The following is a 24,892-nucleotide window of genomic DNA, read 5'->3' on the forward strand; positions in this document are numbered from 1 at the left end:
ACCATGACCAATCCGTTCGACGACGCCGAGGGCCGCTTCCTGGTCCTGGTCAACGACGAGGGCCAGCACTCGCTGTGGCCCTCGTTCGCCGAGGTGCCCGCGGGCTGGACGGTGGCGCACCCGGAGGACAGCCGCCAGTCGTGCCTGGACTACGTCGAGACGCACTGGACGGACATGCGGCCCCGGAGCCTGGTGCGGTCGATGGAGGATGCCGGGCCGACGTCGTGATCGAGGCCCGTGGTCTGTGCAAGACCTTCCGCAGCCGCAAGGTCAGCGTGCCGGCGGTGCGCGATCTCGACCTGGACGTCGCCGAGGGGGAGATATTCGGCTTCCTGGGCCCGAACGGCGCCGGCAAGTCGACCCTGATGCGGATGCTGACCACGCTTCTGCCGCCGGACGGCGGCGAGGCCACGGTGGCCGGCGCCGACCTGCGCCGGCACCCGCGCCGGGTGCGCCGGCGGATCGGTTACGTGGCCCAGGGCCCGGCCACCTGGCGGCTGGTCACGGCCTGCGAGGAACTGGTGATGCAGGGGCGCCTGCACGGCATGTCGAAGGCGGCCGCCACGCGCCGCGCGGCCGAGGTCGTCGACGCGCTCGGCATGGCGGACTTCGCGGACCGGCAGTGCGGCACCTACTCCGGCGGCCAGCGGCGGCGGGTGGACATCGCCCTGGGCGTCGTGCACGAACCGGTGCTGCTGTTCCTCGACGAGCCGACCACGGGACTCGATCCGGCGAGCCGCAGCGACCTGTGGCAGGAGGTGCGCCGGCAGAGAGCCGCCGGCACCACGATCTTCGTCACCACGCACTACCTGGACGAGGCCGACGCGCTGTGCGACCGGGTGGCCGTCATGGACCACGGGACCGTCGTCGCGGTCGGCTCGCCCGCCGAACTGAAGCGGGCCGTCGGCGGCGACGTGGTGACCCTTCGGTTCGCCGACGGGACCGACGCGGCGACCGCCGCCGCGGTGCTGGCGCGGGAACCGGGCCTGCAGCAGGCCGACACCCGCCGGCAGCAGCTCCGGCTGCACGTACCCGACGGCACCACGGCGATTCCCGGCCTGCTCGGCGCGCTGCACGAGGCCGGCACCAGACCGGTGGCCATCGAACTGCACCAGCCCAGCCTCGACGATGTCTTCATGGCCCACACCGGGCGCTCACTGGCCGACGAGGAAGGCCCGGTGTGATCACCTTGGCGCGGGAGATCTGGATCGTCTTCACCCGGTCCCTGCGGCTGAGCCTGCGTGAACCGCTCATGGTGCTGGTCGCGCTGGCTCCGCCCGTGTACTTCGTGGTGCTCTTCGGGCCGCTGTGGGAGCGTTCGCTGGGCATGTCCCGCGACCAGTCCTATTCGGTGTTCCTGCCCGGACTCCTGGTGGAGATCGCCGTGTTCGGCACCATCTTCGCCGGCGTGGGCCTGGTCAGCGAGATCCACGCCGGACTGCTGGAGCGGATGCGGGTCACGCCGGTCAGCCGGACGGCGCTGCTGCTGGGCCGGTGCGCGCGGGACATCTTCATGCTGCTCGTCCAGGGCTCGGTCCTGGTGGCCCTCGCCGTGCCGTTCGGCTTCCCGCTGCGGGCCGGACCGCTGCTGCTGACCTTCGTGCTGATGGCGTTCGTGGCCCTGGCGGCGACCTCGCTGTCGTACGCGCTGGCGACCGTCGTGCGCTCGGAGATGTCCCTCGCGGCCCTGGCCAACATCATCAACCTGCCCCTGATGCTGACGTCCGGCATTCTCATCCCGGTCGCCTACGCCCCCGACTGGCTGCGCCTGGCCTCCGAGTTCAATCCGGTGCAGCACGCGGTGGTCGCCTCCCGGGCGCTGTTCGCCGGCACCTACAGCGACCCCTCGGTGGTCCGGGCACTGGTGATCGTGGTCGTCGTAGGGGGTCTGTCGGCCGCCTGGGCCGTGCGTCGTTTCACCCGCAGCATCCACTGATCAGGAGCCGGTGACCACCTTGTCCGACCATCTCGTCCCCCTGCCCGGCACCTCGTGGAGCGTGTGGCGGCACACCCTGGTGCGCTCCGCCGGGTTCCCCGCCGACGGCGTTGCCGCGTTCTGCGCGCCGGAGCTGGCCCGGGCCGTGGACCGGCACCTGGAAGGTGCCGGTGAAGCCGCCCAGGTCGACGCCGCGTTCGCGGCCGCGATGACCGAACTGGGCCGGGCCGTCCACGACGTGTGCGCCGATCCGCTGTTCCGCCAGGCGGTCACCTGGCAGAACCCCGGAGCGCTCAGCTCCGTGGCCGGGGTGCTGCGCGACGGGCCTGCGGCGCGGCGGAACGAACGCCGCCGCCGCCGGGAGGAGATCGTCGCCAAGTACTGGCAGCGGTACTGCACCAAGAACGACACGATCGGCTTCTTCGGTCCGATGTGCTGGTCGACGGTGGACAACGGCGGTCCGCGACTGGAGGTCCGGCACGGGCCGGCGCTCGTCCGGGACACCGCGGTGCACTTCGAGTGGTGGGCGCTCGACGCGCTGGCGGCGCACATCGCGACCGACGAACGGCTGCGTCCCTGGCTGCCCGTGGCCAGGCAGCCGCACCTGCGTCTCGACGGCCGCCGGCTGGTGTGGCCGAACCGGCCCGCGCAGGACCTGCCGGCCGGCGCCGCCGAGCTGGTGGCCCGCTGCGACGGGCGCCGGCGGGCGGGCGAGCTCGCGGCCGGGCTGACCGCGGCCGGCACGTTCCGCCGCCCGGCCGACGTGTACGCCCAGCTCGACGAGCTCACCGCCGCCGGGGTCCTGCGGCTCGGTTTCGACCTGCCGATGGACCTCGGCGCCGAGCGGCTGCTGCGCGAGCTGCTGGACGGCATCGGCGACGCCGGGGCCCGGGCGTGGGCGCTGGGGACGATGGACCGGCTGTGCGACGCCCGCGACGCGGTGGCGTCCGCCGACGGACCGGACGAACTCGCCCGGGCCATGGCCGCGTTGGAGGACACCTTCACCGGTATCACCGGCCAAGACGCCCGGCGGCGGCCCGGCGAGACGTACGCCGGCCGCACGCTGTGCCACCTGGACAGCGTCCGCGACCTGGACGTCACCGTCGGCGGGGACGTGCTGGCCCGGCTGGCCGGCCTGGCGCCGCTGCTGCAGTCGGCGCGCTGGCTGTCGGCCCGGATCGCGGCGGCGTACACGGCGGCGCTCACCGAGCTGTACCGCGAGCTGGCCGCCGACGCCGGCGATGCGGAGGTGCCGCTGCGGGAGCTGTGGTTCATGGCCCAGGCGCTGGTCTTCGGCGACGAGCGGCCCGCGGACCCGGTGGTCGCCGACTTCCTGGGCCGGTGGACGGCGGTGCTCGGCCTGGAGGACGTCCGCCACGGCACCGCCGAGCTGCGGTTCACCGCCGAGGAGCTCGGCGCCCGTGTCGCCGAGGCGTTCCCCGCCGACCGGCCGGGCTGGTCCGAGGCACGGGTGCACAGCCCGGACGTGCACCTGTGCGCCACCGACGCCGAGGCGCTGGCCCGCGGCGACTACACCCTCGTCCTCGGCGAACTGCACATCGCCTCCGCCGCGTTCGACACGCAGTTCTTCGCACTCGGGCACCCCGAACCGCAGGTGCTGCGCGAGGCCCTGGCCGCAGACCTGCCGGACAGCCGGGTCCGTCTGCTGCTGCCGCACGACTGGCCGCGGCACTGCTCCCGCAACGCGTACTGGATGCACGGGCCGGACGATGTGGAACTGGGCTTCGTCCCGGCCCCGGGGGCAGACCCCGACCGGCTCGTACCGGTCACGGCCCTGACCGTCGCGGAGGTACCGGACGGGCTCGTCGCCCGGGCGGAGGACGGCCGGCGGTGGCCGATCCTCGAGGTCTTCGCGAACATGCTGGGCCTGCAGGCGTTCGACACCTGGAAGCTGGCCGGCGCCGACGGCCACACGCCGCGGATCACGGTGGACGACCTCGTGCTCGTCCGCCGCACCTGGCGGTCCACGGTCGGCGCCGGCGGGCTGGCCGACGTCACCGGCGAGCAGCAGCGGTACGTGGCGGCCCGCCGCTGGCGGCGGGCCGCGGACATGCCCGAGCAGGTCTACGTCCGGGTCGCCACCGACATCAAGCCGCAGTTCGTCGACTTCACCAGCCCGGTGTACGTGCGCCTGCTCTGCACCATGCTGCGCGGGGCCCGGGCCAAGGGCGGCGACGACGTGGAGGTGATCGTCACCGAGGCGCTGCCCACGGCCGAGCACGCCTGGCTGGCCGATGGGCAGGGCCGGCGGTACTCCTCCGAGCTGCGGCTCCAGATCATCGATCCGGAGCCGCCCGGCCGGCCCTGACCACCGGGCCGCCCCCGCTCAGCTCGGGCGCGGGCGCGGGAGGACCGGAATCGTCGTGGCCTCCGGAGCGGAGCGCGCGGTCGTCGGCTCCGGCTGTGCCGCCCGCAGTTCGGCGATGCGCGTGGCCATGCCCGCGACCGTGGGGGCGTCGAACAGCGTCCGCATCGGCAGCCGTACCCCGGTGGCCTTGCGGATCTGCGCGACCAGTTGCACGGCCACGAGCGAATTCCCGCCCAGCGCGAAGAAGTCGTCGTCCTCGGCGATGTCCTCCTCGCCGAGGACCGCCGACCAGACCCGGCCGACGGTGGCCGCCAGCTCGTCGTCGCCGGCCATGCCCGGGCCGGACGGTCCGGCGACGACCGGTTCGCAGGTCTCGCCGCGCAGCACGGCCAGGGCCCGCTCGGCCCGCTCGGCGCTGCCGCGCAGCATGGCGTCGTACTGCCCCGGGGTGATCAGCACGTGTGCCGCCGGCGCCGCGGCCACCACCCGGTGGAGCGCTTCCAGACCGTCGGCGGGCATGATCGCCCAGGGGTCCGCGGGCTCGGCGTCCGACGCCGCGGGTTCCGGCGTCGTGGCGACCGCCGCGCGTATCGCGTCCGGTTCGACGGCGCGCAGCATGAAGTCGGCGACCGTGACGAGCGGGCGTCCGCCGTCATCGGTGACGGCGAAGTCCCAGGAGACGACCGCGGCGGTGTCGTCGTGCGCGCCGTCGCGCCACCGGTGCACCCACACCGCGGAGTCGAGCGGGGCGTGGATGCGCACGCGGCCGTAGCCGATCGGCAGCCGGGTACCGCCGCCGCCCGGCCCGACCGGCATGGTCGCCACGTCCAGCAGTGCGGGATGCAGCGGCCAGTCGGCGCCGTCCGCCTCGGCCGGGACCAGGCGGACGAGTTCCTCGTCGGTGCCGATCCACGCCTCGCGAAGGCAGCGCCAGCGCGGCCCGAACGTCAGGACCGGGTTGCCGTCGAGCTGCTCGTCGAAGCGCTCGGCCTCCGCCGCCGACTCGGCGCACCGCCGGCGGACCGCCGCGAGGTCGAGCCGCGCGGTACCGTCCGGCCGGACCCACGCGGCGTGGCCGCGGGTGTGGGTGCGCACGGTGTCGTCGCGCACGCTGGACACGGTGAACTCCACCCCGTCGGCGTCCGGCCGCAGTGCGACGCGGACCTCCGTCCGCGTGCCGTCGGCTGCGGTGATCGGCTCGGTGAACACGATGTCGGACAGCTCCAGTTCACTCTCCCCGTCCGGCGCGGGCCGCCAGGCCGTCACCGCCGCGCGGACGAGTTCGAGCTGGCCGGTGCCGGGCACCACGGGCACCCCGCCGATGCGGTGCTCGTCGAGCAGCCAGTGCTGTTCGGCCGAGACGGTGCCGCGGCAGTACGCGGGGGCGCCGCCGGAGGCCGGCACCAGCTCGGTCAGCACCGGGTGGGCGATCGGCACGGCGCCGGTCCGGCCGGGTGCCGCCGCGCCGCCGGAGGCGGCCGTCCGGCCCGGGTGATCGCGTGCGGTGGAGCGGGCGGCCATCCCGATCCGGGCCCAGGCGCCCCAGCCCAGCGACAACACCGGGGCCGACCAGCCGTGCGCCGAGGCGGCGTAGGCGTCCAGGAAGGCGTTGGCGCCGGTGTAGTCCGTGTCGCCGATGCCGCCGACCACCGAGGACACCGAGGAGAACAGGACCACCGTGTCCAGGGGAAGGTCCCCGAACGCGGTCTGCAGGGCCAGTGTTCCGGCCACCTTCGGGGCGAGCACCGCGCGAGCGGCGTCGAGATTCTTGACCTCGAGCATGCCGTCGCCCGGCAGGCCCGCCGAGTGAATGATGCCGTCCAGCCGCCCGAACCGTGCCAGGAGCTCTTCGCGGACCCGCCGCAGGCCGGCCGGATCGCACACGTCGGCGGCCACCGGCAGCACCTCCCCGCCCGCGGCCTCCATCCGCTCCACGGCAGTGACCGCGGTGCCGGCGCGGCCGGAGGTGCCGCGCAGCGCGGACCACCGGTCCCGCGACGGCAGTCCGGAGCGGCCGAGCAGGACCAGCCGTGCCCGGAAGCGGCGGGCCAGGTCCTCCGCCACCGCCAGTCCGAGGCCGTCGTAGCCGCCGGTGATCAGATAGACGCCGCCGGTACGCCACGGGCCGGCCCCGCCGTCCGGCAGCGGCACCCGGTCGAAGCCGCGTACCCAGAGCCGGCCGCCACGCAGCGCCAGCGGCCGGTCCCGGTCGTGGCCGGGGTCGCGCCACAGCGCGGCGACCAGCCGGTCCGCGGCCCGGCCGGTACCGGCCTGCCCGGCGTCGAGATCGAGATGGCGGGCGGTGACGGCGGGCAGCTCCCGGTTGACGGCGAGCACGGCCCCGGCCACGGTCGCGTGCTCGGGGCGCCGCGCGTCGCCCCCGACGACGTCGTGCACCCCGGCGGTGACCACATCGAGGTGCACGGGGAGGTCGGCGGCCTCGGCGGCCAGGGCCCGGGCAAGGCAGACGAGGCTGAGGTAGCCGTGCTCCTGGGCCGACCAGGCGGCCTCGACGCGGCCCTCGCCGGTCCCGGGGGCCGGCGACCAGGCGTGTACGACCCGTACGCCCTCGGTGAGGACCCCGTCGGCCAGCAGGGCCCGCACCAGGGCGAGGTAGTCGTCCGGCTCGGCGGGGCGCACGGTGTGGCCGCCGGCGCCGTCGCGGGCGTAGCCGCTGCCGGGGCGCACCCGGGTCACCGCCGTCCCGGCCCGGGTCAGCGCGGCGGACAGGCCGTCCGTGCCGTCCTCGGTGTCGAAGAGCACACAGGCGGGGTCCGGCCGGGCCGCGGGGGTGGGGGCCAGTTGCCGCCACACCGGTACCTGGAACCACTCGGCCGGATCGGCCGGGATCCCGTCGTCGGCACCCGCACCGGTGGTGTCCTCGGTCTTCGCGGCCGCGGTCTCCGGCGGATCCGGCTCGATCCAGCAGCGGACCCTTTCGTACGGGTAGGCCGGCAGCGGCACCCGGGCCGCCCGCTGCCCGAACGCCTCCGAGTCCAGCGGGAATCCGCGGGTCCACAGCGTGCCGGCGGCGGTGTAACAGACGGTCGGGTCGTCGGCGGACTCGGTCGGTCCGGGCAGGCTGGGCAGCACCAGCGCGTCGCGGCCGGTCTGCATCCGCACCAGCCCGGCGAGCTGCCGGCCCGGACCGCACTCCACGAACGCCCACTCGCCGTCGGCCAGCAGGGTGCCGACGCAGTCCCCGAAACGGACGGTGCCGCGCAGGTGCCGCGCCCAGTACGCCGGGTCCGCGGCATCCTCCGCGGTGAACCACGTGCCGGTGACGTTGGACAGGAAGGGCAACCGCGGGGCCTGCCGGGGCACCGCGGCCACGGCAGCGGTGAACTCGGCGAGGATCGGGTCCGTCATCGCGGAGTGGAAGGCGTGCGAGGTGCGCAGCTCGCGGCTGCGGACGCCCTCGGCGTCCAGCTCCGCGGCGAATTCCGCGACCGCGTCGGCCGGACCGGCCACCACGCACACGCCCGGCCCGTTCACGGTGGCCACCGACAGCCCGGCGGGCAGCCGCGGCGCCACCTGCTCGGCCGCCCGCTGCACGGCGAGCATCGCGCCGGGCGGCAGGGTGTCCATCAGCCGCCCGCGCAGCGCGACCAGGCGCAGCGCGTCGGGGAGTTCGAACACCCCGGCGAGGGTGGCGGCGACGTACTCGCCGATGGAATGGCCGACCATCGCGTCGGGAGAGTGGCCCCACGAGCGCCAGAGCACGGCCAGCGCGTACTCCACCGTGAACAGCGCCGACTGGGTGTACACGGTGCGGCGCAACCGCTGGTCGGCGGCCTCCCGTTCGGCCTGTGCGGCCTCGGTGTCCGGGCCGCTGCCGTCGGCGAACAGCAACTGCCTCAGGTCCAGGCCCAGCTCCGGGGCGAAAAGTTCGGCGCAGGTGTCGACGGTGTCGCGGAAGACGGGCTCGGTGCGGTAGAGCGCCGCACCCATGCCGGCGTACTGGGCGCCCTGGCCGGAGAAGAGCCAGGCCAGCCGGGGGCGTTCCGGCGCGGCCTCGCCGGCCGGCCGGCGCTTGCCCGCCCTGAGCGCCGCCACCGCCGCCGCGCTGTCGGCGGCGACGACCGCCGTACGGTGCCGGTGCTCGCGCCGGCCGACCCGCAGCGTGTGCGCCACGTCGGCGACGGCCAGTTCGGGCCGGTCGGCCAGGTGCGCGGCGAGATCGTCCACAGCGGTGGCCAGGGCCTCGGGGGTGCGCGCGGACAGTTGCAGCAGGTGCGCGGACCGCTCCGACGGGGTGCCCGCCGGGCTCGGCGCCTCCTCGAGGATGACGTGCGCGTTGGTGCCGCCGATACCGAACGAGCTGACCCCGGCCCGGCGCGGCGTGCCGTCGGTGTCCCATTTGGCCAGCGTGGCGTTGACGTAGAACGGGCCGGTGCGGAGGTCGATGGCGGGGTTGGGAGATTCGTAGCCGACGCTGGGCGGGATTATTTGGTGGCGCAGGGCCAGCGCCGCCTTGATCAGTCCCGCGGCCCCGGCGGCCTGGCTCAGGTGGCCCATGTTGGACTTGAGCGAACTCAGGCCGCACCAGCCCCGGTCGCCGGTCCGCCGGCCGTACGCCTGCGACAGCGCCCTCACCTCGATCGGGTCGCCGAGGCGGGTGGCTGTGCCGTGGGCCTCGACGTAGCTCACCGTCCGGGGGTCGACCCCGGCCACGGACAGGGCCGTCGACACCACGGCGGCCTGTCCTTCCACGCTGGGCGCGGTGAAGCCCACCTTGGCGGCGCCGTCATTGTTGACCGCGCTGCCGCGGATCACCGCGTGCACGTGATCGCCGTCGGCCAGGGCGTCGGACAGCCGCTTGAGCAGCACCATGGCGCCTCCGGAGGCCCACACGGTGCCTGTCGCGTCGGCGTCGAACGGGCGGCAGCGGCCGTCGGCGGACTCCACCCCGCCCTCGGTGTGCAGGTAGCCGTGGTTGAGCGGCAGCTCGATGGACGCGCCGCCGGCCAGGGCCAGATCGCATTCGCCGCCGCGCAGCGACTCGCAGGCAGTGTGCACGGCGACCAGCGAGGTGGAGCAGGCCGTGTGCACGCTGACGCTCGGCCCGCGCAGGTCGAGGTGGTACGAGGTGGTGGTCGTGACGTAGTCGGCCAGGTTGGCGTTGGACAGGGCCATCGAGCCGTCCAGGGCGTCGGTCACGGCGCGGTTGGCGCCGAGGTGCCGCCAGTAGTACCGGGTGGGCCCGACCCCGCCGTAGACGCCGATGTCCCCGTCGAAGCGCGTCGCGTCGTAACCGCCGTGCTGCAGCGCGGTGTTCGCCAGTTCGAGGAAGAGCCGGATCTGCGGATCGGCCAGTTCCGCCTCACGGCGGGTCATGCCGAAGTAGCCGTGGTCGAACGACTCGGGGTGGTCCAGGGCGGACACCACCGGCACGTACGACGGGTCGTCGACCACTGCGGGGGATACTCCCGCGGCGAGCAGCTCGGTGCGCGGCACGGTGCGGGTCGACACCACACCGTCGACCAGGTTGCGCCACAGGGCGTCGACGTCGGCCGCGCCGGGCAGGCGGCACGCCATTCCCACGATCGCGATCGGTTCGACGTCGTCATCGCCGCCGGGGGTGTCCTGCGGGGTAGTCATTTTTGCCTCTCCGAGTCCGGAAGCCGGGCGGTGCTGTTCAGTTCGGCCCGCGCCACCGGGCGGCGCGGGCCGGTGCGCGGCGGCGGCGTGCCCGGCCTCGGTCGGTGCCGCGGTCCGCACCGGCTGCCGGTGCGGCACCGTCGAGATGGGCGGCGAGCGCGCGGACGTTCGGGTGGTGGAACAGGTCCACGACCCTCAGGTGCCGGCCGAGCACGTCCTCGAGTCGCTGCCGCACAGTGACGAGCAGCAGTGACGTTCCACCGACATCGAAGAAGTTGTCGGTGGCCTTGATGTCGTCGCGCTCCAGGACCTGCCGCCAGACGGCCAGGACGGCCGCCTCGGCGCCGCCGCCGGGGACGGGGAGCGCCGGGAGGGCCGGCGGCACGGCCGGCGCGGGCCCGGCGGTCGTGCCCTCGAACAGATCGGCGTACGGGTCGAGGCCGATCTCCCCGGCCGGGCGGTCCGGCGCGTCGAGGAAACCATCCAGCAGGTGTACGTAGGCGGCGAGGAGCCGCTCCGCGCGGGCGGTCGTGAAGCGATCGGTGTTGTGGACGAGTTCGATCCGGTAGCGTCCGTCGGCCTCGGCGGCGTACACGGTCAGGTCGAACGGGGCCCCGGGCACGGGTACGGGCTCCGCCGTGACGTCCAGTCCGGGCAGTTCGAGCTGCGGCTGCGGGAAGTTGTAGGCGTTGAACAGCACCTGGACCAGCGGCTGGCGGGACGCGTCGCGGGGCAGCCGCAGCGCCTCCACCAGGCGCTCGACGGGTGCCTCGGGATGGGCCAGGGCGTCGAGCAGCTCGTCCCGGGTGTCCCGCACCTGTGCCCGGAAGCTCCGGGCGGCGGCCGGACGCAGCCGCAGCGGCACCACCTCGATGAAGAAGCCCACGAGATCCAGGAACGCGGGGTGCCTGCGGTCCACCGCGGGTGTGCCGATGACCAGGTCGTCGCGCCCGGCGAGCCGTCCGGCGAGCTGGCCGAGCACGGCCAGCAGCACCGCCGACGGCGTCGCCCCGCAGTCACGGGCCAGCGCGTGCACCGCCGCGGTGGTCCCCGCCCCGAGGAGCGTCTCCACGCGTCCGCCCCGGAAGGTCTGCTCGGCCGATCGGGGGTGGTCGCCGGGCAGTTCCAGCACGGGCGGCACGCCGTCGAGGTGCTCCAGCCACCAGCGCAGGTCGGTGTCGGCGCGGCGGTTCGCCCGGTCCGCCCGCCAGGCCACGTAGTCGGCGAACGAGGCCGCCGCGGGTGGCAGCGGCGCCGCGCGGCGCGCGTACGCCGTGCCCAGGTCGTGCAGGAACAGTCCCTGAGACCAGCCGTCGAAGACGGCGTGGTGGGCGGTGACGGCCAGCACGTGCTCGTCCTCGCCGACCCGGAGCAGGCGGGCCCGCCAGAGCCGGTCGGCGGCCAGGTCGAAGCGGGACCCGGCGGCCTGCGTGAGCTGTGCGGCCAGGGCGTCGGCCCGCTCCGCCGGCGGCAGTGTCGTCAGATCGGTGGCCGGCAGGGGGATGTCGCCGGGTGGGTCGATCACCACGGCCGGCGCGCCGTCGACGGTCGGTATCCGCCAGCGCAGCACCTCGTGCCGCCGGGCGACCTCGGCCAGGGCGGACCGGAGCGCCGCCGGGTCCAGCGGGCCGTGCAGCCGCTGCGCCAGCGCGATGTTGTAGGCGCCGCTCTGAGCCGTGAGCTGGTCGAGGAACCACAGCCGCCGTTGCGCAGCCGACAGCGCCGGCGGGTTGCCGCGCGTCAGCTCAGGGCCGGCCGGCGCGGCAGCGGCCAGGGCGGCGGCGAGGCCGTCGACCGTACGGCCGCGCAGGACGTCCTCGATCCGTACGTCCCGGTCCAGGTCGGCCCGCAGCCGGGCGACCAGCCTCATCGCGCCGAGGGAGTGGCCGCCGGCGTCGAAGAAGGTGTCGTCGCCGGAGCGCACCGGCACGCCCAGCACGTCGGCCCAGGCCCGGGCGACCACGGCCGCCTCCTCGCTGTCCGGCTGCCAGCCGTCGCCGGGTTCCGCGGTGGCCGGTGACGCCAGCTCGTGCAGCGCCGCCCGGTCGGTCTTGCCGGACGCGTTGCGCGGCAGCGCGTCGAGCCGGACGAAACGCGCGGGCACCATGGCCGCCGGCAGCAGCCGGGCGCAGTGCTCGCGCAGGGCCGCGTCCGACGGTGCCCGCGCGGGTGTCAGGAACGCCGTCAGCAGGGGTCCCGCCGCGGTCGGGACCAGGTCGACGACCGCCTGACGTACCTCTGGGTGGCCGGCCAGAGCGGCCTCCACCTCCCCCGGCTCGACGCGGTGACCGCGAACCTTGAGCTGCCGGTCGGCACGGCCGAGGTAGCGCAGGGCTCCGTCCGGTTCCCAGGCCGCCAGGTCGCCGGTGCGGTAGAGCCGCCCGCCCGACCCGGAGAAGGGGTCGGCGACGAACCACTGCGCGGTCAGGCCCGGCCGTCCGAGGTATCCCCGGGCCGGCCCGGTGCCCCCGACCAACAGCTCGCCCGCCGTGCCGACGGGCACCGGGCGCAGCGCCGCGTCCACCACGTACACGCGCAGGTTCGGCAGCGGGCGGCCCATCGGCACCGGCCGGGTCCAGTCGCCGACGGCGTCGTGGGCGGTGGCCTCGACTGTGGTCTCCGTCGGGCCGTAGGCGTTGACGAAGCGCAGCCTCGGCGCCTCGGCGGTGCCCGCCCAGCGCCGCACCTGATCGGGCGCCACCGGTTCGGCGGTGGCCACGAGCACCCGCAGCGCGGCGAAATCGGCCGGGTCCAGCAGCGGCAGCATCGACACCGGCGGGGTGGCCCAGGTGACGTGGTGGGCGGCGGCGAAGCGGCCGAGCCGCTCCGGTGAACGGCGGTCGGCCTCCGGCACCAGGGCGACGGTGCCGCCGGCGGCCAGCGTGGTGAAGACCTCCAGGACGCTCACGTCGAAGCCGAACGACGCGGTGGCCAGGGCGATCGTGTCCGTACCGATCCCGAATCGGTGTGCGGAGGCCGTCAGGAACGCCGTCACGCTGCGATGGGTGACGACCACGCCCTTCGGGGCGCCGGTCGAGCCGGAGGTGTACATCACGTACGCCGGGTTGTCCGGGGACAGGGCCTCCAGGACCGGGTGGCCCAGGGACGGGTGGTCCGGGGAGGCCGGGCCGCCGGCCGGTGCGGTCACGAACAGCCGGTCCGGCGCCGCGTCTGCGAGCAGTGCGCGGCCCTCGGCGTCGACGACCGCGAGCTCCGCACCGGCGTCGTCGAGAACGGCCAGCAGCCGGTCGCGGGGGTGCGTAGGGTCCAGCGGCACATAGGCACCGCCCGCGAGCATGACGCCCAGCATCGCCGCGATCGTGTGCGGCCGGCGCCGGCCGCACACACCGACCGTGGCCTCGGGGCCGACGCCGAGGTCACACAGCGTCCGGGCGAGTCCGCCGGCCGAGGCGACCAGTTCGGCGTAGGTCATCGCACGGCGGCCCTGCCGCACAGCGATTGCGCCGGGGTGCCGCCGCGCCGCCGCCACGACGGCCTGCGGCACGGTCGGTTCGGCCGCCGCGAGCAACTCTCCCCTGCCCCAGCGCTCGGGCACGGCCTCAGTCATCGGCGCTCCCCGCGGCGTGCGGCGGCACGAGCGGATCGCGGACCTGCACGCGCAGCTCCGAGTAATAGGTGCGGCCGGCGGCATCCGGCACCCAGGTGTCCTCGGGGAGCGGCAGCACCTCCGTGACCACCACCTCGACGTCGGGCCCGCCGTCCAGACAGGCGCGGCGCACCATGGACGCGAGCGAGTACACCAGCGGCGGGCTGGTCAGATCCGCGTATGTGGGCTTGAGTTCGGTGCCGAGACGGATGAACACCCGGTCCGGCAGACCGAGTTCCGATGCCCAGCGCCGGGCCGCGAGATACCGCTCGGCATAGCCCTTGGCCGTGGCCAGGCCGGTCGCCCCGACCGTGCTGCGCCAGGTCTCGCGCTCCACGACGAGCCGGTCGATCGTCACCCGGGGGGTGTGCGGGCCGGCCGCGACCAGCTTGAACGCGTCCGCCGTGTGCATGGACAGGAAGTCGGCGAACAGCTCCAGCAGCGGCCACTCCTGCCCGTCGGTGTGCTGCGCCACCAGGTCGTCGTCCCGCTCGGTCACCGTCAGCGCGGTGACCGGGAGCAGCCGGGAGTGCTCGGCGCCGGGCGCCGGTACGAAGCCGAGCTGCCAGTTGTCCGGCGACCACAGCAGGTCTGCGACCCGGGCGGTCATCCGGGGGAAGTCCTCCGGCAGCAGCAGCTGCACCCGGTCCCTCCCGAGATCCCGGTCGATTGCGGACCGCAGGGCGCCCGGCCGGGGGTGGGCCCGGCTGAACACGCCGGTGCACAGCGTCAGATACGCCGCATGCAGCTCGCCGAGCACCACCGTGTAGTCGCCGGCGGCCAGCTTCTCCAGACTGGGCGCGGCGATCTGCAGGTCCGGGCTGTGGATACGGGCGGTGGACCAGCCGGGCCCCGGCGCGGCGAACAGCTCGGCGGCCCGGGCGGACAGCTCCGCTGAGCGCAGCCGCACCCGGCGGGTGCCCGGTGCCGGTTCCGTCCCGCCCGTCAGCTCGGCCCACCGGTCGGCGAAGGCGGCCACGACGTCGTCGACCGGCCGTCGGCCGGCGCCGAAGAACAAGCCGTGGGCTAGATAGCGCAGATCGCCCAGAGGCACTTCCCGGGTGCCGAGGTCGGCGCACAGGTCGGCGTAGACCTCCCGCAGCGCCTGCCGGTACGCCGACGCCAGGGTGTGGCTGAGCCAGCGCGCGGCCGTGAGCAGCACGTCGAGTGCGGGCGCCAGCTCCTCGAGCAGCGGCCGGCCGAACGACAGCTCCAGGTCGCGCACGGAGTCCTCGTGGCACAGCGTGCGTCCGGCGTACGTCTGCCCCGCCCTGCGCCGGCTGTCGAGCCCGGTCAGCTCGGTGAACACCTCGTCCAGCCGGACCGTCGCGGCGTGCAGGGCGGCCGGGTCGCCGGCCGCGGCGGCCACCACGGAGCGGGCGGCGTCCAGCCGGCCGAACTCCTCGCGGGCGGCCTCGCGGGCGGCCGGATCGCCGATCGCGTCGATGGCCGCGTGCAGGGTCGGTTCGGCGGTGAGGTTCAGCGGCAGGTCGATGCCCCAGCGCAGCACGCCGCGCTCGGTGAGGCGCTCCAGCAGCATGAACCCGTCAGCGCTGCGGCGGACGGGGTTGCCGCTGTCCGCGACGAGCTCGGCCACCAGCCCGGCGGCCGGGCGCGGCCCGGTCAGCAGGCCCAGCAGTGCCGCCTCGGCGGGGGTGAGCTCCACGGGCGGGGCCACGGGACGGTGCAACACCCCTCCGCGTACGGCGAGTTGGGGCTGGAGTGCCACGGGAAGATGCGGCCGGAAGCGCGGATCGCAGGCCAGCCGGTCCGCGAACGCCGCCAGGGCCCACCACTCGAAGTACACCTGCCGCCCGGTCACCAGGCCCGGTCCCGGACGAGCCGTCACCACAGTGTCGTCGTCGGTCAGCCGGACCCAGCACACCGGGCCGAAGAAGCCGATGGTGTCGTTCTTGGCGCAGTAGCGCTGCCAGTAGCGGGCCACCACCGCCTGCCGGCGGCGGGTCTTGCGGTCCGGCGGGGCGTCGGGGCCGGCCGCGCGCAGCCCGTCCAGGGACGCCAGCACACCGGGGTTCTGCCAGGTGATCGCCTCGCGGAAGAGCGGGTCGCCCGCTATCTCGTACAGCCGGGCGCCGATGACCGCGGCGGCCTCCCCGAAGGCTGCGTGGTAGCCGGCCTCGTCGATGTCTCCGGCGAGACGGGCCTCGGCGGCCGAGGCGGCGGCGGCCGAGGCGAACACGCGCAGGCCCTCCGCGGGGAACCCGGTGGAGCGCAGGACGGCGTCGCGCCAAACCTGCCAGCGGGTCCCGGGCAGGTCGGCCAGCCCGACAGGCTCCTGGCCGGTGCCGTACACGGCCGGCGCGGACATCGGCGACACCCTCAACCCAAGCTCCCCCCGGAAAACGCCCACAGGTGTCCGGTGGTTCGCCGCCGGCACCAAACCGCCGCCAGGAACACCGGTCGGACAGGGCTTAGTTGATCTCACACTGAGTGGGCATGCTAACCACGCCGTCGGTGCTTGGGAAGTGTTCGAATACCTTGCCGAGGAGGCCTCCGGCGCGGCCGGTGAGGCGTTACTATCCAGCGGTGCCGATACCGAAGATCACTTTCGCGACCGCGAGACCGCACGGACGGGCCCCGGTGCGATGACGGCGGTGCCCACGGTCGTGGTGATCGGCGGCGGTTCTCTGGCCGCCTCCGTCTGCGCCGCCTTGGCGACAGCGGCCGGCCCGCCGCTGCAGGTGGTCGTGGCAGCCCGCGGGGAGAGCGTCGGCCAACTGTGCGGACTGGCCGGCACGCGTGCCGCGCTGGCTGGTCGCGCCGTGCGCTTCCGGCCGCGGACGACCGGGCCGGACATGGGGGCCGCGCTGCCCGAGGTGATCCGTCAGGAGGCGCCGGACGGTGTGCTGCTGTGCGCTTCCCACCAGTCGCCGTGGGAGCGCCGCGGGGCGCCCTCCGCCTGGACCGCCCTCCTCGGGCGCGGTGGCTTTGGTCTGACCCTCCCGTTGCAGGCGGATCTCGCCGTGGTGGCCGGCCGGGCGGCGGCCGAATGCGGCTCCTGGTTCGTCAACGCCTGTTTTCCGGACGCGGTCAACCCGGTGCTGGCCGCGCTGCGGGTGCCGGTGCTGTGCGGCATCGGCAACGTCGCGCTGCTGGCCGCGAGTCTGCAGGCCCGGCTCGGCCTGCCCGACCAGCGCCGGCTGCGGGTGGTCGGCCACCATGTGCACCTGAACCCGCCGGGGCCGGCGGGCGAGGCCCTCGGCTGGCTGGACGACGAGCCGTTGGACGGGGTCACCGCGGCGCTGGCCGGTCAGCGTGCCTGCGACCGGTCGGCCCTCAACCAAGTGACCGGACAGGCGGGGGCGATGCTGATCGACGCGCTGGCCAGCGGCTCGGAGCTGGACACCAGCCTGCCGGGCGTGGCCGGGCTGCCCGGCGGCTACCCGGTGAGGATCAGCGGCGGCCGCGTCACCCTGCGTCTGCCGGCCGGACTGAGCCGGGCTGAGGCGGTGGCCGCCAACCAGCGGTGGTCGCAGGCCGACGGGATCGTCGTCGAGGGCGGGCGGGTGAGGTTCGCCCCGGCCGCGGCGGCGGCGCTGGCGGAGGCTGAACCGGGCTGGGAGCCGGGGGAGTTCCCGGCCGAGCGGACCCCGGACGTCTGCCGCCGACTGCTCGCGCTGCGCGAGCGTCTGCGCCGCACACCGGCGGGGCCGTCCGCCGTACCGAAAGGGAACGGTGGGGCCAGGTGACCGCAACGACTCCGCACGACCGGCGGTTCCCTCCGGAACCGGACGGGGCACCGCCCGTACCCTTCGCCGACCGGCACCGGCGGCAGCCCGGGTACCGGCCGCTCGCCGGCCATGGGACGATCCCGGCCGCATTCTCGGCACAGGCCGCCCGGCGGCCCGACGCCGTGGCGGTGCTCGGCGAGGGCGAGCCGTGGACGTACCGCATGCTGGCGGACGCGGCGAACCGGACGGCGGCCGCACTCCGGGCCGCCGGCATCCGGCACGGTGATCGTGTCGGCATCCTGCTGGACCACTCGCCGGAGACCGTGGCCGCGATTCTGGGCGTCCTGTTCGCCGGCGGCTGCTACGTACCGCTGGACCCGGCCCAGCCCGTACCGCGCCTGGCGCAGCTCGTCGCGCTCGCCGGCATCGACATCGTGATCGCCGACGGGGCCGGCCCGGTGGACCGGCTGCGGGCCGAACCGCTGCGCGTGGTGCCGCCGTCGGGACCGGCCGGTTCCGGCGGGCCGGACGTCCGCCCCGACGAGCAGCCGGCCCGTCCCGACGACCTGGCCTATCTGCTCTGCACCTCCGGTTCCACGGGCCGGCCGAAGGGCGTGCCGCAGACGCACCGCAACGTGCTGCACGGAGTCGCCAACCACATCGAGAACTTCCGCATCACGGCTGCGGACCGGCTGAGCGTGGTGTCCTCCTTCAGTTTCGACATGGCGGTGACCGACACCTTCGCGGCACTGCTCGCCGGGGCGGCCGCCGTCGTCGTGGACGTGCGGCGGCACGGCCCGGCCCACCTCGCACAGGCCCTGGCCGACCGGGGGGCGACGGTCTTCCACTCCACGCCGACGGTGTACCGCTACCTGGTCGACGCGTTCGGGGGGCGGCGCCTGGACACGGTCCGCGCGGTGGTGCTCGGGGGCGAAACCGTGACCCGGCACGACGCGTTGCGCTGCCGCGCGCACTTCGCGCCGGACTGCGTGTTCGTCAACGGATACGGGGCCACCGAGGCCAGCTTCGCCGTTCAGGACCACCTGCCGCCGGACGCCGCGCTGGAGCACGACGTCCTGCCCATCGGCTACCCACTGGCCGGGTACGCCGTCTCGCTCCTCGGCCCCGGGGGCGACCCGTCGGCCGTCGAGGGGGAGATCGTCATCCACAGCCCGTACGTCGCACCGGGCTACTGGCAGGCGCCTGAGCTGACCGCCGACCGGTTCGGCCGCGACGGCGGCACCGGAGGCGGCATGTCGAGCTACCGCACCGGCGATCTGGGGCGCCGGCTGCCGGACGGCAGGCTGGCGTATCTGGGCAGGCTGGACCGCCAGGTGAAGATCCGCGGCATCCGCGTCGAACTCGGCGAGGTCGAGTACCACCTCGCGGCACTGCCCGGCGTGCTGCGGGCGGTGGCGGTCGCCCGGCCCGACGACACCGGCCGCACGGAACTGCTGGGTCATGTGCAGCCCGTCGCGGGCACCCGGCTCGATCCCGCGGAGCTGCGCCGCCGGCTGTCGGCCCAGGTGCCGGAGCATCTGGTGCCGCGCCTGCTGACCGTCCTCGACGCTCTGCCGCTGACCAGCACCGGGAAGGTGGACACCCGGGCACTGCCCGCTCCGCGGGCGCCCCTGCCCGTGGGAGAGGGCCCGGAGCCGCGTACCGTCACCGAAGAGGTGATAGCCAGGGCGTGGTGCACGGCCCTCAAGGCACCGGCTGTCGTCACCGACGCCAACTTCTTCGACCTGGGCGGCAATTCGCTCCTGCTGGCCGATGTGCAGCGGTTGCTGCGGGACAGCCTCGGTATACCGGTGCCGCTGCTGGACATGTACCGGCATCCGACCGTCGCCGCACTGGCCCGCCACCTCGACGGCGACGCCGCTCCCACCGCTGCGCCCGGCCTGCGCCGGGTCACCGAACGGGCCGAGCGACGGGCCCGCCGCGAAGGGAAGGGGCGGCGGTGAGCGAGTACGACGACCGCGTCGCCGTCGTCGGCCTCGCCGGCCGGTTCCCCGGCGCGGACAGCGTGCCGGAACTCTGGCGGCTGCTGCGCGACGGCATAGACGCCGTCCACGACTACACCGAGGCGGAGCTGCGGCAACTCGGCATCGGCCCGGGACTGCTGGACGACCCGGCGCTGGTGCGGTCCGGCGGGGTGCTGCCCGGCGGGGTGCTCGACGGCATCGCCGGGTTCGACGCGGAACTGTTCGGCTTCGACGCCCGTGACGCCGCGCTGCTCGACCCGCAGCACCGGTTGTTCCTCGAGTCGGCCTGGGAGGCGCTGGAGGACGCCGGCTGCGATCCGCGGCGGCACGACGGCGATATCGGGGTCTTCACCGGCGTCTCCACCAACCGGTACTTCCTCTTCCACCTGCTCGGCAACCCCGTAGCCTCGGGCGGCGGCCCGGACGACTGGGAGGCGCAGCTCGCCACCCGGCCCGGCGCCGACTACCTGCCCGCGCAGGTGGCGTACCGGCTCGGCCTGCGCGGGCCGGCGATGGCCGTCCAGACCGCGTGCTCCAGCTCGCTCACGGCCGTCTGCGTCGCCGCGCAGAGCCTCCTCGACTACGGCTGCGACCTCGCCGTCGCCGGCGGTGCGAGCGTCTCGCTGCCGCGCCACCGGCACACGCCCGAGGGGCTGGTCTCACCGGACGGGCGGTGCCGGGCCTTCGACGCGGCGGCCGCCGGCACCGGGTACGGCACCGGTGCCGCCGCGGTGGTCCTCAAGCGCTACGCCGATGTCGACCCGGACCGCGACCGCGTGCACGCCGTGCTGCGCGGCTGGGCGGTGAACAACGACGGCGCCCACCGTGCCGGTTTCGCGGCGCCGGGGGCGGACGGGCAGGCCGCAGTGGTCGCCGAGGCACTCGCCCGCGCCGAGGTGAGCCCGCACGAGCTCGGCTATCTGGAGGCGCACGGCAGCGCCACGGTCCTCGGCGACGCCATCGAGCTCGCCGCCCTGCACCAGGTCTGGCGGGCGGCCGGCGCGTCACCCGCCGGGTCCTGCGCGCTCGGCACCGCCAAGGCCAACATCGGCAACCTGGACGCGGCGTCGGGCATCGCCGGACTGGTGGCCGCCGTCCGCGCCGTCGGCGAGGGCAGCGTCCCCGCCCATGTGCACTTCCGCGAGCCCCACCCGGAACTCGGGTTCGAGACCGGGCCGTTCACCGTGCCGCGGACGCTGCGGCCCTGGCCGCACGGCGGCAGTCGGCTGGCCGGGGTGAGCTCGTTCGGGCTGGGTGGCAGTAACGCACACGTGGTGCTGGAACAGGCCACACCGCCCGCTCCGGCACCGGCACCGGCGGCCGGCTGGCAGCTGCTGCCGCTCTCCGCGCATTCCCCGGCGGCGCTCTCCGAAGCCTGCCGGCGGCTGGCCGGGCATCTGGAGACCGCCGGCCCCGGCCTGCGCCTGGCCGATGTCGCCTACACCCTGGCCGCGGGCCGCCGGGTCCTGCCGTACCGGGCGGCGATCGCCGCCCGCGAGCCCGCCGAGGCGGCCGCAGCGCTGCGGCAGGCCGCGGCGGGACCGCAGGCCGGGCCACCGCTGTCAGGCGAGGCCGGACCGGAGCTGCACGCGGCCGCCGACTCCTGGCTGCGCGGCGAGGACACCGACTGGACGAGTTACCTCAAGGACCGCCCGGGACGGGTCTGCACGTTGCCCGCCTACCCGTTCCGGCGTCGGCGGCACTGGATCGATCCGCCGGCCCATCGGGCAGCAGACCGGGGAGGACCCGCATGACCACCGCACTCGTCGCCGAGCGCAACCTGATCCTCGACTACTACGAACGGTTGCCGCAGGCCGTCGCGGCCCTGGTGGACGACCCGGCGCCGGTCACCGAACCCGGCGCTTTCTCCCCCGGCTTCGCGCTGCCGGAACCGGACGCCGCCATCAGCGGCTTCTTCGAGCCGGCCCGGGCGCAGTGGCGGGAACTGGGCAAGTACGGCAGCCACCGGCTGGTCCTGCTGGACCTGGCCTGCAACCCCGGCACGCACACCACCAAGACCTTCCCCTCCCTGCTGATCGTCGCCCGCGCCGTGGAGTACATCCGCCGTACGGGCGAACCGGTCATGATCTTCACGCCCACGTCGGCGAACAAGGGGACCGCGCTCCGCGACGCCGTCGCGCGGGCACTGGCCACCGGGCTGGCCACACCCGACCAGCTTCGGATCGCCACGCTGGCCCCGGCCTCCGGCCGGTCCAAGCTGCGGGCCGGAAGCCTGACCGACGACGCGGAACTACGGGCCCGCAACCCGTTGATGGTGTACGACGGCGAGCGCGCCGAGGACGTCAAGGCACTGGCCCGGCAGTTCACCGACGCGTACGCGGCGGACCTCAAACGGCGCCACGGCGTGAACCTGTGGTTCTCGCTGGACCTGCGCAACTACCTCGTGGCCGACACCGCACGGGCCTTTTTCGAGCAGGACGCGGATCCGACCGACGCCGCCGGGCCGCGGCTGCACGCACACGCCGTGTCGAGCGCGTTCGGACTGCTCGGCTACCACGCCGGCCGGGACGTGCTGGAGGCCGCCGGCGCGGCTGGTGCGGCGAGCCGCCCGGCGAGCCTGCTCGTCCAGCACCTGGGGACCCCGGACATGGTGCTCAGCCTGCGCCGGGGCAGCTTCGACCGGGCCGGACTGCCGGGCTACGAGCGCGGCGGCGACGGACTGTGGCGGCAGCGGGCCGACCCGCACTTCCCGGGCGTCACCGACGAGGTGGACGAGATCCTCGACCCGACCTTCTACACCCACCGCCCGGCCACCTCACCGGCGATGAACGCCGTCATCGCCCGGCACGGCGGCGATGGCATCGTGGTCTCGCGCCGCGAGTGCCTCGAACGCTACCCGGCGCTGCGGGAACTGGTCGCGGACCATCCGCGGCCGCTGCCGGGCGATCCGCGGGCGCTCCGCGAGTGGTCGCTGGTCATGGCGCTGACCGGCGTGTGCAACGCCGTCGACCGCGGGCTGGTCGAGGCGGGCCGCGACGTGGTGGTCCACGGTTCCGGCTGGTACACCGACGACGACGTGCGGACACCGGCGGAGTCGGCGCTCGTGCCGGTGTCGACGGTCGAGGACATCGCGGCCGCGCTGCTGTGAACGTCAGGTGGTTCGGACCGGACCGTCGGGCGGGCGCCCGGCTGAGGCGAAGCCCGGCGGCTCGTCGATGCGGTGTGCCCGGCCTGGGACGGACCGCGCGGACGGCGATGTCCGGACCGAGCAGCGTGAACGCTTCAGTTGGAGGCCATGGTCGGGAGCGGCCGCCAACTGGCGGGGACGTTCCGCATGACCAGAGCGCAGTCCAGTGTCGCGCTCCCCGACGGGAAGCGGCCTGGGTCGTCGAAGAAGGACGACGCGGCGGAGCGAACCCGGCCGGCTTCCACGTGCCAGGCATCGGTGTGCAGTTCCATGCCGTCCAGGTGACGGCCCGACCTTGTGGCCGAGAAGCCCTTGGTTCCACGTTGGAAGAAACGGGAAGCCTCGGCGAGATCGGCGAAGAGTTCGCTGCCTCGCAGTTCGTCGGACAGCTCGACGGCGACATCGACCCGGGCGTCGCCATCCCGCGTTGCGAAGGCGGCACGCACCAGGTCGGATGTCTCGTGCACCTCGAAATCGGCGCGGCCGTGTTCGCCGGGGAAGACGCGGCCTCCAGCCCACACATTGAGCCGCGAGGCGGAGTCGCGACGCGGGATGTAGACGCCGGTCTCGACGCCGTCCGGCCCGTCCCATTCGACGGCGATCCGATGCGCCGCGTTCTCGCTCCGCAGCCCAAACGCCTTGGGGGCCCAGGCCGGCCTGACACTGCCCAGTCGCAGCAGGCAGATGCCCGCGACCGCGTAGCCGTGCACCAGTTGCGGGCGCAGCGGCTCAGGGAGCAGACGGGCCGCTGCGTCCGGGGTGACCCGGTAGTTCACCAGAAGCCGTCGCTCAACGATGCTGCACAGGCGTGGTTGCCTCATGATTCCTCTGATTCCTCGCTCTGCGCCCCGGGGCGCCATTTGGTGTGGCGCAGCACGATCTGCTCGGGGCAGACGGCGCTGAGGAACCGACCGATGCAGGTCGCCAGGCGATCATCGGCCAGTGTGTAGAGGATCCGGTTGCCGTCCCGGCGCTCGGTGACCAGTCCGGCTCCCTTGAGCACGCCGAGATGACGTGAGATGGATGGCGCGCTGATCGCGAACCTGCTCGCGATCTCGCCTGCCGCGAGCTCGCCTCCTCTGAGGTCCTCAAGGATCTGGCGCCTCGTCGGATCGGCGAGTGCACGAAAGGCTCCTGCCTCGTCCTGGGTTTCTGTCACGCTCAATATTTAGCATCTTGGCTAAGTATCTAACAACGGATCCAGCAGTCTCCATCGGCGAAGTCGGCGGTCGTTCGCCAGTCACTGCGCTCAACTCGCCTGCTCTCGTGCCCACTCGCCAACCGGAACACTGAGGCGCGCGATGGCGCAGACCCTGTCCACATGGCCTTCGACGACGCCTGAGCTCCAGGAAGGGGTGAGCCCGGCGGTGAGGGCGTCGAGGTCACGTCGGAGGAACCGGCGAAGCCGATCACGGCTTGGGGGCTCCGCCCGGCCTGGCGGACCCAGTCGTGCGGCAGGTACCAGCGGTCGGCGACCTCCAGGTTCGCCGTCCCGGCGCCGCCCGGTACAAAGGTGAACCAACCCTCCGCCTCGCGACGCAACGCATGTCACGCCGCGGCCAGGCCGACAGTTCAATAGCGCTCGGCTGCGCCGAGGTACTGCTCGGCGAAGGCGGCAGCAATCAGAGCGGTGCGGCGCTCTCGAACCGGTGCCAGGACTATTCCGGAGCCGGCACCTCACCGGATAGTGCAATTCCTGCCTGGCGGAAGTCGTTCAGCGCGGCAGCTGTTGTGTGCGGGGCGACGCCGACCGAGTAGTCGAGACGTACCCGTGCGCGAAATCCTGCCGCGACGGCATCCAGCGCGGTCGCACGTACGCAGTGATCTGTGGCGATGCCCACCACATCGACGTCCTCGACCCCACGGGCACGCAGCCAGTCCGCGAGGGAGGTTCCCTCCGCGTCCGCACCTTCGAAGCCACTCTTGGAGGCAGAGTGGGCGCCCTTGAAGAAAACGGCGTGCACCTTGCCGTCCGTGACGACGGGTGCGAAGTGGGGATGGAATTCACTGCCCTCGTTCCCTGCCACACAATGGACGGGGAAGCTGTCCTGGAAGTCCGGGTTCTCGGAGAAATGGCTGCCCGGGTCGATGTGATGATCCCGGGTGGCCACAACGTACTGGTAGTCACGGCCTGCGCTCCGGTCGACCAGATCGGCGATCGCCGAGGCGACCCTCGCGCCTCCCGCGACGGGAACGCTACCTCCTTCGCAGAAGTCGTTCTGTACATCCACCACGATCAGCCCTCGGCTCATCACGAACACCTTTCAGAATTGTGGAACACAGGAAAGAACCGCTTCGGAAACCTGATCCGGCACGAGCCGCGGGCACCCGATGGCGCCGGGCACCCCGGGACGGGACCTTGCGCTGCGCGGCCGGGGTACAGGAGACGACGGTGTCCGCACACGGTCCGTCGGCAATGACGCTCAGCGTCTGAGGCTCCGCGTCTGAGGCTCCGCCTCATGGGCGGCCGGCTGCCGGCGCCGCTTCGTCGCCGCCCACTCCCCCACGTACCGACGGCGGGAGAGCCCCGATTCCGCGTACCAGGTTCTTGATCATTCCCCGGGTGTACCAGCCACCGCCTGCCTCTTGGGCGG

At 74.2% G+C, this 24,892-nt stretch carries 14 protein-coding genes; 8 read left to right on the forward strand and 6 right to left on the reverse strand.

The window, feature by feature from the left end; genetic code table 11:
- The first annotated feature begins 3 nt into the window (after window positions 1–3).
- Genes ACFVYE_RS15200 through ACFVYE_RS15215 form a run of 4 tightly spaced genes read left to right on the forward strand, consistent with a single transcriptional unit; the run spans window position 4 to window position 4,265 of the window.
- Window positions 4–228, forward strand: coding sequence for an MbtH family protein (locus ACFVYE_RS15200; protein ID WP_383973818.1), 225 nt, complete (start codon window positions 4–6; stop codon window positions 226–228).
- Window positions 225–1,184, forward strand: coding sequence for an ATP-binding cassette domain-containing protein (locus ACFVYE_RS15205; protein ID WP_383973820.1), 960 nt, complete (start codon window positions 225–227; stop codon window positions 1,182–1,184). Before ACFVYE_RS15200 ends, ACFVYE_RS15205 begins: the two co-directional genes overlap by 4 nt.
- The gene (locus ACFVYE_RS15210; protein WP_383973823.1) at window positions 1,181–1,936 is read left to right on the forward strand and encodes an ABC transporter permease; all 756 of its coding nucleotides are present in this window, start codon (window positions 1,181–1,183) and stop codon (window positions 1,934–1,936) included. The genes ACFVYE_RS15205 and ACFVYE_RS15210 overlap by 4 nt, the downstream gene beginning before the upstream one ends.
- A 10-nt stretch (window positions 1,937–1,946) precedes the next feature.
- Window positions 1,947–4,265 (forward strand): lantibiotic dehydratase, encoded by a 2,319-nt coding sequence (locus tag ACFVYE_RS15215; RefSeq protein ID WP_383973824.1) that lies wholly within the window; start codon window positions 1,947–1,949, stop codon window positions 4,263–4,265.
- An 18-nt stretch (window positions 4,266–4,283) separates the two neighbouring features.
- Here the strand turns inward: ACFVYE_RS15215 and ACFVYE_RS15220 are convergent, their stop codons facing one another.
- The 3 genes from ACFVYE_RS15220 to ACFVYE_RS15230 are packed head-to-tail and all read right to left on the reverse strand — an operon-like array spanning window position 4,284 to window position 15,802.
- Entirely contained in the window at window positions 4,284–9,866 is a 5,583-nt protein-coding gene (locus tag ACFVYE_RS15220) for an SDR family NAD(P)-dependent oxidoreductase (RefSeq protein ID WP_389605824.1), read from the reverse strand.
- Window positions 9,867–9,903: 37 nt separating this feature from the next.
- Complete coding sequence (locus ACFVYE_RS15225; protein WP_389605826.1) at window positions 9,904–13,434, reverse strand: amino acid adenylation domain-containing protein; 3,531 nt, start codon at window positions 13,432–13,434, stop codon at window positions 9,904–9,906.
- The gene (locus ACFVYE_RS15230) at window positions 13,427–15,802 is read right to left on the reverse strand and encodes a lantibiotic dehydratase (protein WP_389605828.1); all 2,376 of its coding nucleotides are present in this window, start codon (window positions 15,800–15,802) and stop codon (window positions 13,427–13,429) included. Before ACFVYE_RS15230 ends, ACFVYE_RS15225 begins: the two co-directional genes overlap by 8 nt.
- A 157-nt stretch (window positions 15,803–15,959) precedes the next feature.
- On the opposite strand from ACFVYE_RS15230, the gene ACFVYE_RS15235 reads away from it, so the two are divergent.
- Genes ACFVYE_RS15235 through ACFVYE_RS15250 form a run of 4 tightly spaced genes read left to right on the forward strand, consistent with a single transcriptional unit; the run spans window position 15,960 to window position 22,259 of the window.
- A complete protein-coding gene (locus ACFVYE_RS15235; protein WP_389605830.1) occupies window positions 15,960–17,183 on the forward strand; it encodes a hypothetical protein in 1,224 nt (407 codons plus the stop codon).
- Window positions 17,180–19,129, forward strand: a complete 1,950-nt coding sequence (locus ACFVYE_RS15240) for an amino acid adenylation domain-containing protein (RefSeq protein WP_389605832.1) — start codon at window positions 17,180–17,182, stop codon at window positions 19,127–19,129. The genes ACFVYE_RS15235 and ACFVYE_RS15240 overlap by 4 nt, the downstream gene beginning before the upstream one ends.
- Window positions 19,126–20,904, forward strand: coding sequence for a beta-ketoacyl synthase N-terminal-like domain-containing protein (locus tag ACFVYE_RS15245; RefSeq protein ID WP_389605834.1), 1,779 nt, complete (start codon window positions 19,126–19,128; stop codon window positions 20,902–20,904). Before ACFVYE_RS15240 ends, ACFVYE_RS15245 begins: the two co-directional genes overlap by 4 nt.
- A complete protein-coding gene (locus ACFVYE_RS15250; protein WP_383959316.1) occupies window positions 20,901–22,259 on the forward strand; it encodes a DUF6002 family protein in 1,359 nt (452 codons plus the stop codon). The genes ACFVYE_RS15245 and ACFVYE_RS15250 overlap by 4 nt, the downstream gene beginning before the upstream one ends.
- Before the next feature lie 134 nt (window positions 22,260–22,393).
- On the opposite strand, the gene ACFVYE_RS15255 is transcribed toward ACFVYE_RS15250, so the two are convergent.
- From ACFVYE_RS15255 to ACFVYE_RS15265, 3 genes are all read right to left on the reverse strand, one after another.
- The gene (locus tag ACFVYE_RS15255; protein WP_383959314.1) at window positions 22,394–23,119 is read right to left on the reverse strand and encodes a DUF2071 domain-containing protein; all 726 of its coding nucleotides are present in this window, start codon (window positions 23,117–23,119) and stop codon (window positions 22,394–22,396) included.
- Window positions 23,116–23,457, reverse strand: a complete 342-nt coding sequence (locus ACFVYE_RS15260; RefSeq protein WP_383959312.1) for a metalloregulator ArsR/SmtB family transcription factor — start codon at window positions 23,455–23,457, stop codon at window positions 23,116–23,118. The genes ACFVYE_RS15255 and ACFVYE_RS15260 overlap by 4 nt, the downstream gene beginning before the upstream one ends.
- Before the next feature lie 499 nt (window positions 23,458–23,956).
- Entirely contained in the window at window positions 23,957–24,550 is a 594-nt protein-coding gene (locus tag ACFVYE_RS15265) for an isochorismatase family protein (RefSeq protein WP_383959310.1), read from the reverse strand.
- Window positions 24,551–24,892 lie beyond the last annotated feature (342 nt).

Source organism: Streptomyces sp. NPDC058239 (assembly GCF_042882185.1).
Classification (GTDB): Bacteria; Actinomycetota; Actinomycetes; order Streptomycetales; family Streptomycetaceae; genus Streptomyces.

Excerpts from the sequence above, each read along its gene's own strand:
- ACFVYE_RS15200 (WP_383973818.1), top strand. The coding sequence starts at position 4 with ATGACCAATCCGTTCGACGACGCCGAGGGCCGCTTCCTGGTCCTGGTC.
- ACFVYE_RS15220 (WP_389605824.1), bottom strand. The coding sequence starts at position 9,866 with ATGACTACCCCGCAGGACACCCCCGGCGGCGATGACGACGTCGAACCG.
- ACFVYE_RS15225 (WP_389605826.1), bottom strand. The coding sequence starts at position 13,434 with ATGACTGAGGCCGTGCCCGAGCGCTGGGGCAGGGGAGAGTTGCTCGCG.
- ACFVYE_RS15230 (WP_389605828.1), bottom strand. The coding sequence starts at position 15,802 with ATGTCCGCGCCGGCCGTGTACGGCACCGGCCAGGAGCCTGTCGGGCTG.
- ACFVYE_RS15250 (WP_383959316.1), top strand. The coding sequence starts at position 20,901 with ATGACCACCGCACTCGTCGCCGAGCGCAACCTGATCCTCGACTACTAC.
- ACFVYE_RS15255 (WP_383959314.1), bottom strand. The coding sequence starts at position 23,119 with ATGAGGCAACCACGCCTGTGCAGCATCGTTGAGCGACGGCTTCTGGTG.
- ACFVYE_RS15265 (WP_383959310.1), bottom strand. The coding sequence starts at position 24,550 with ATGAGCCGAGGGCTGATCGTGGTGGATGTACAGAACGACTTCTGCGAA.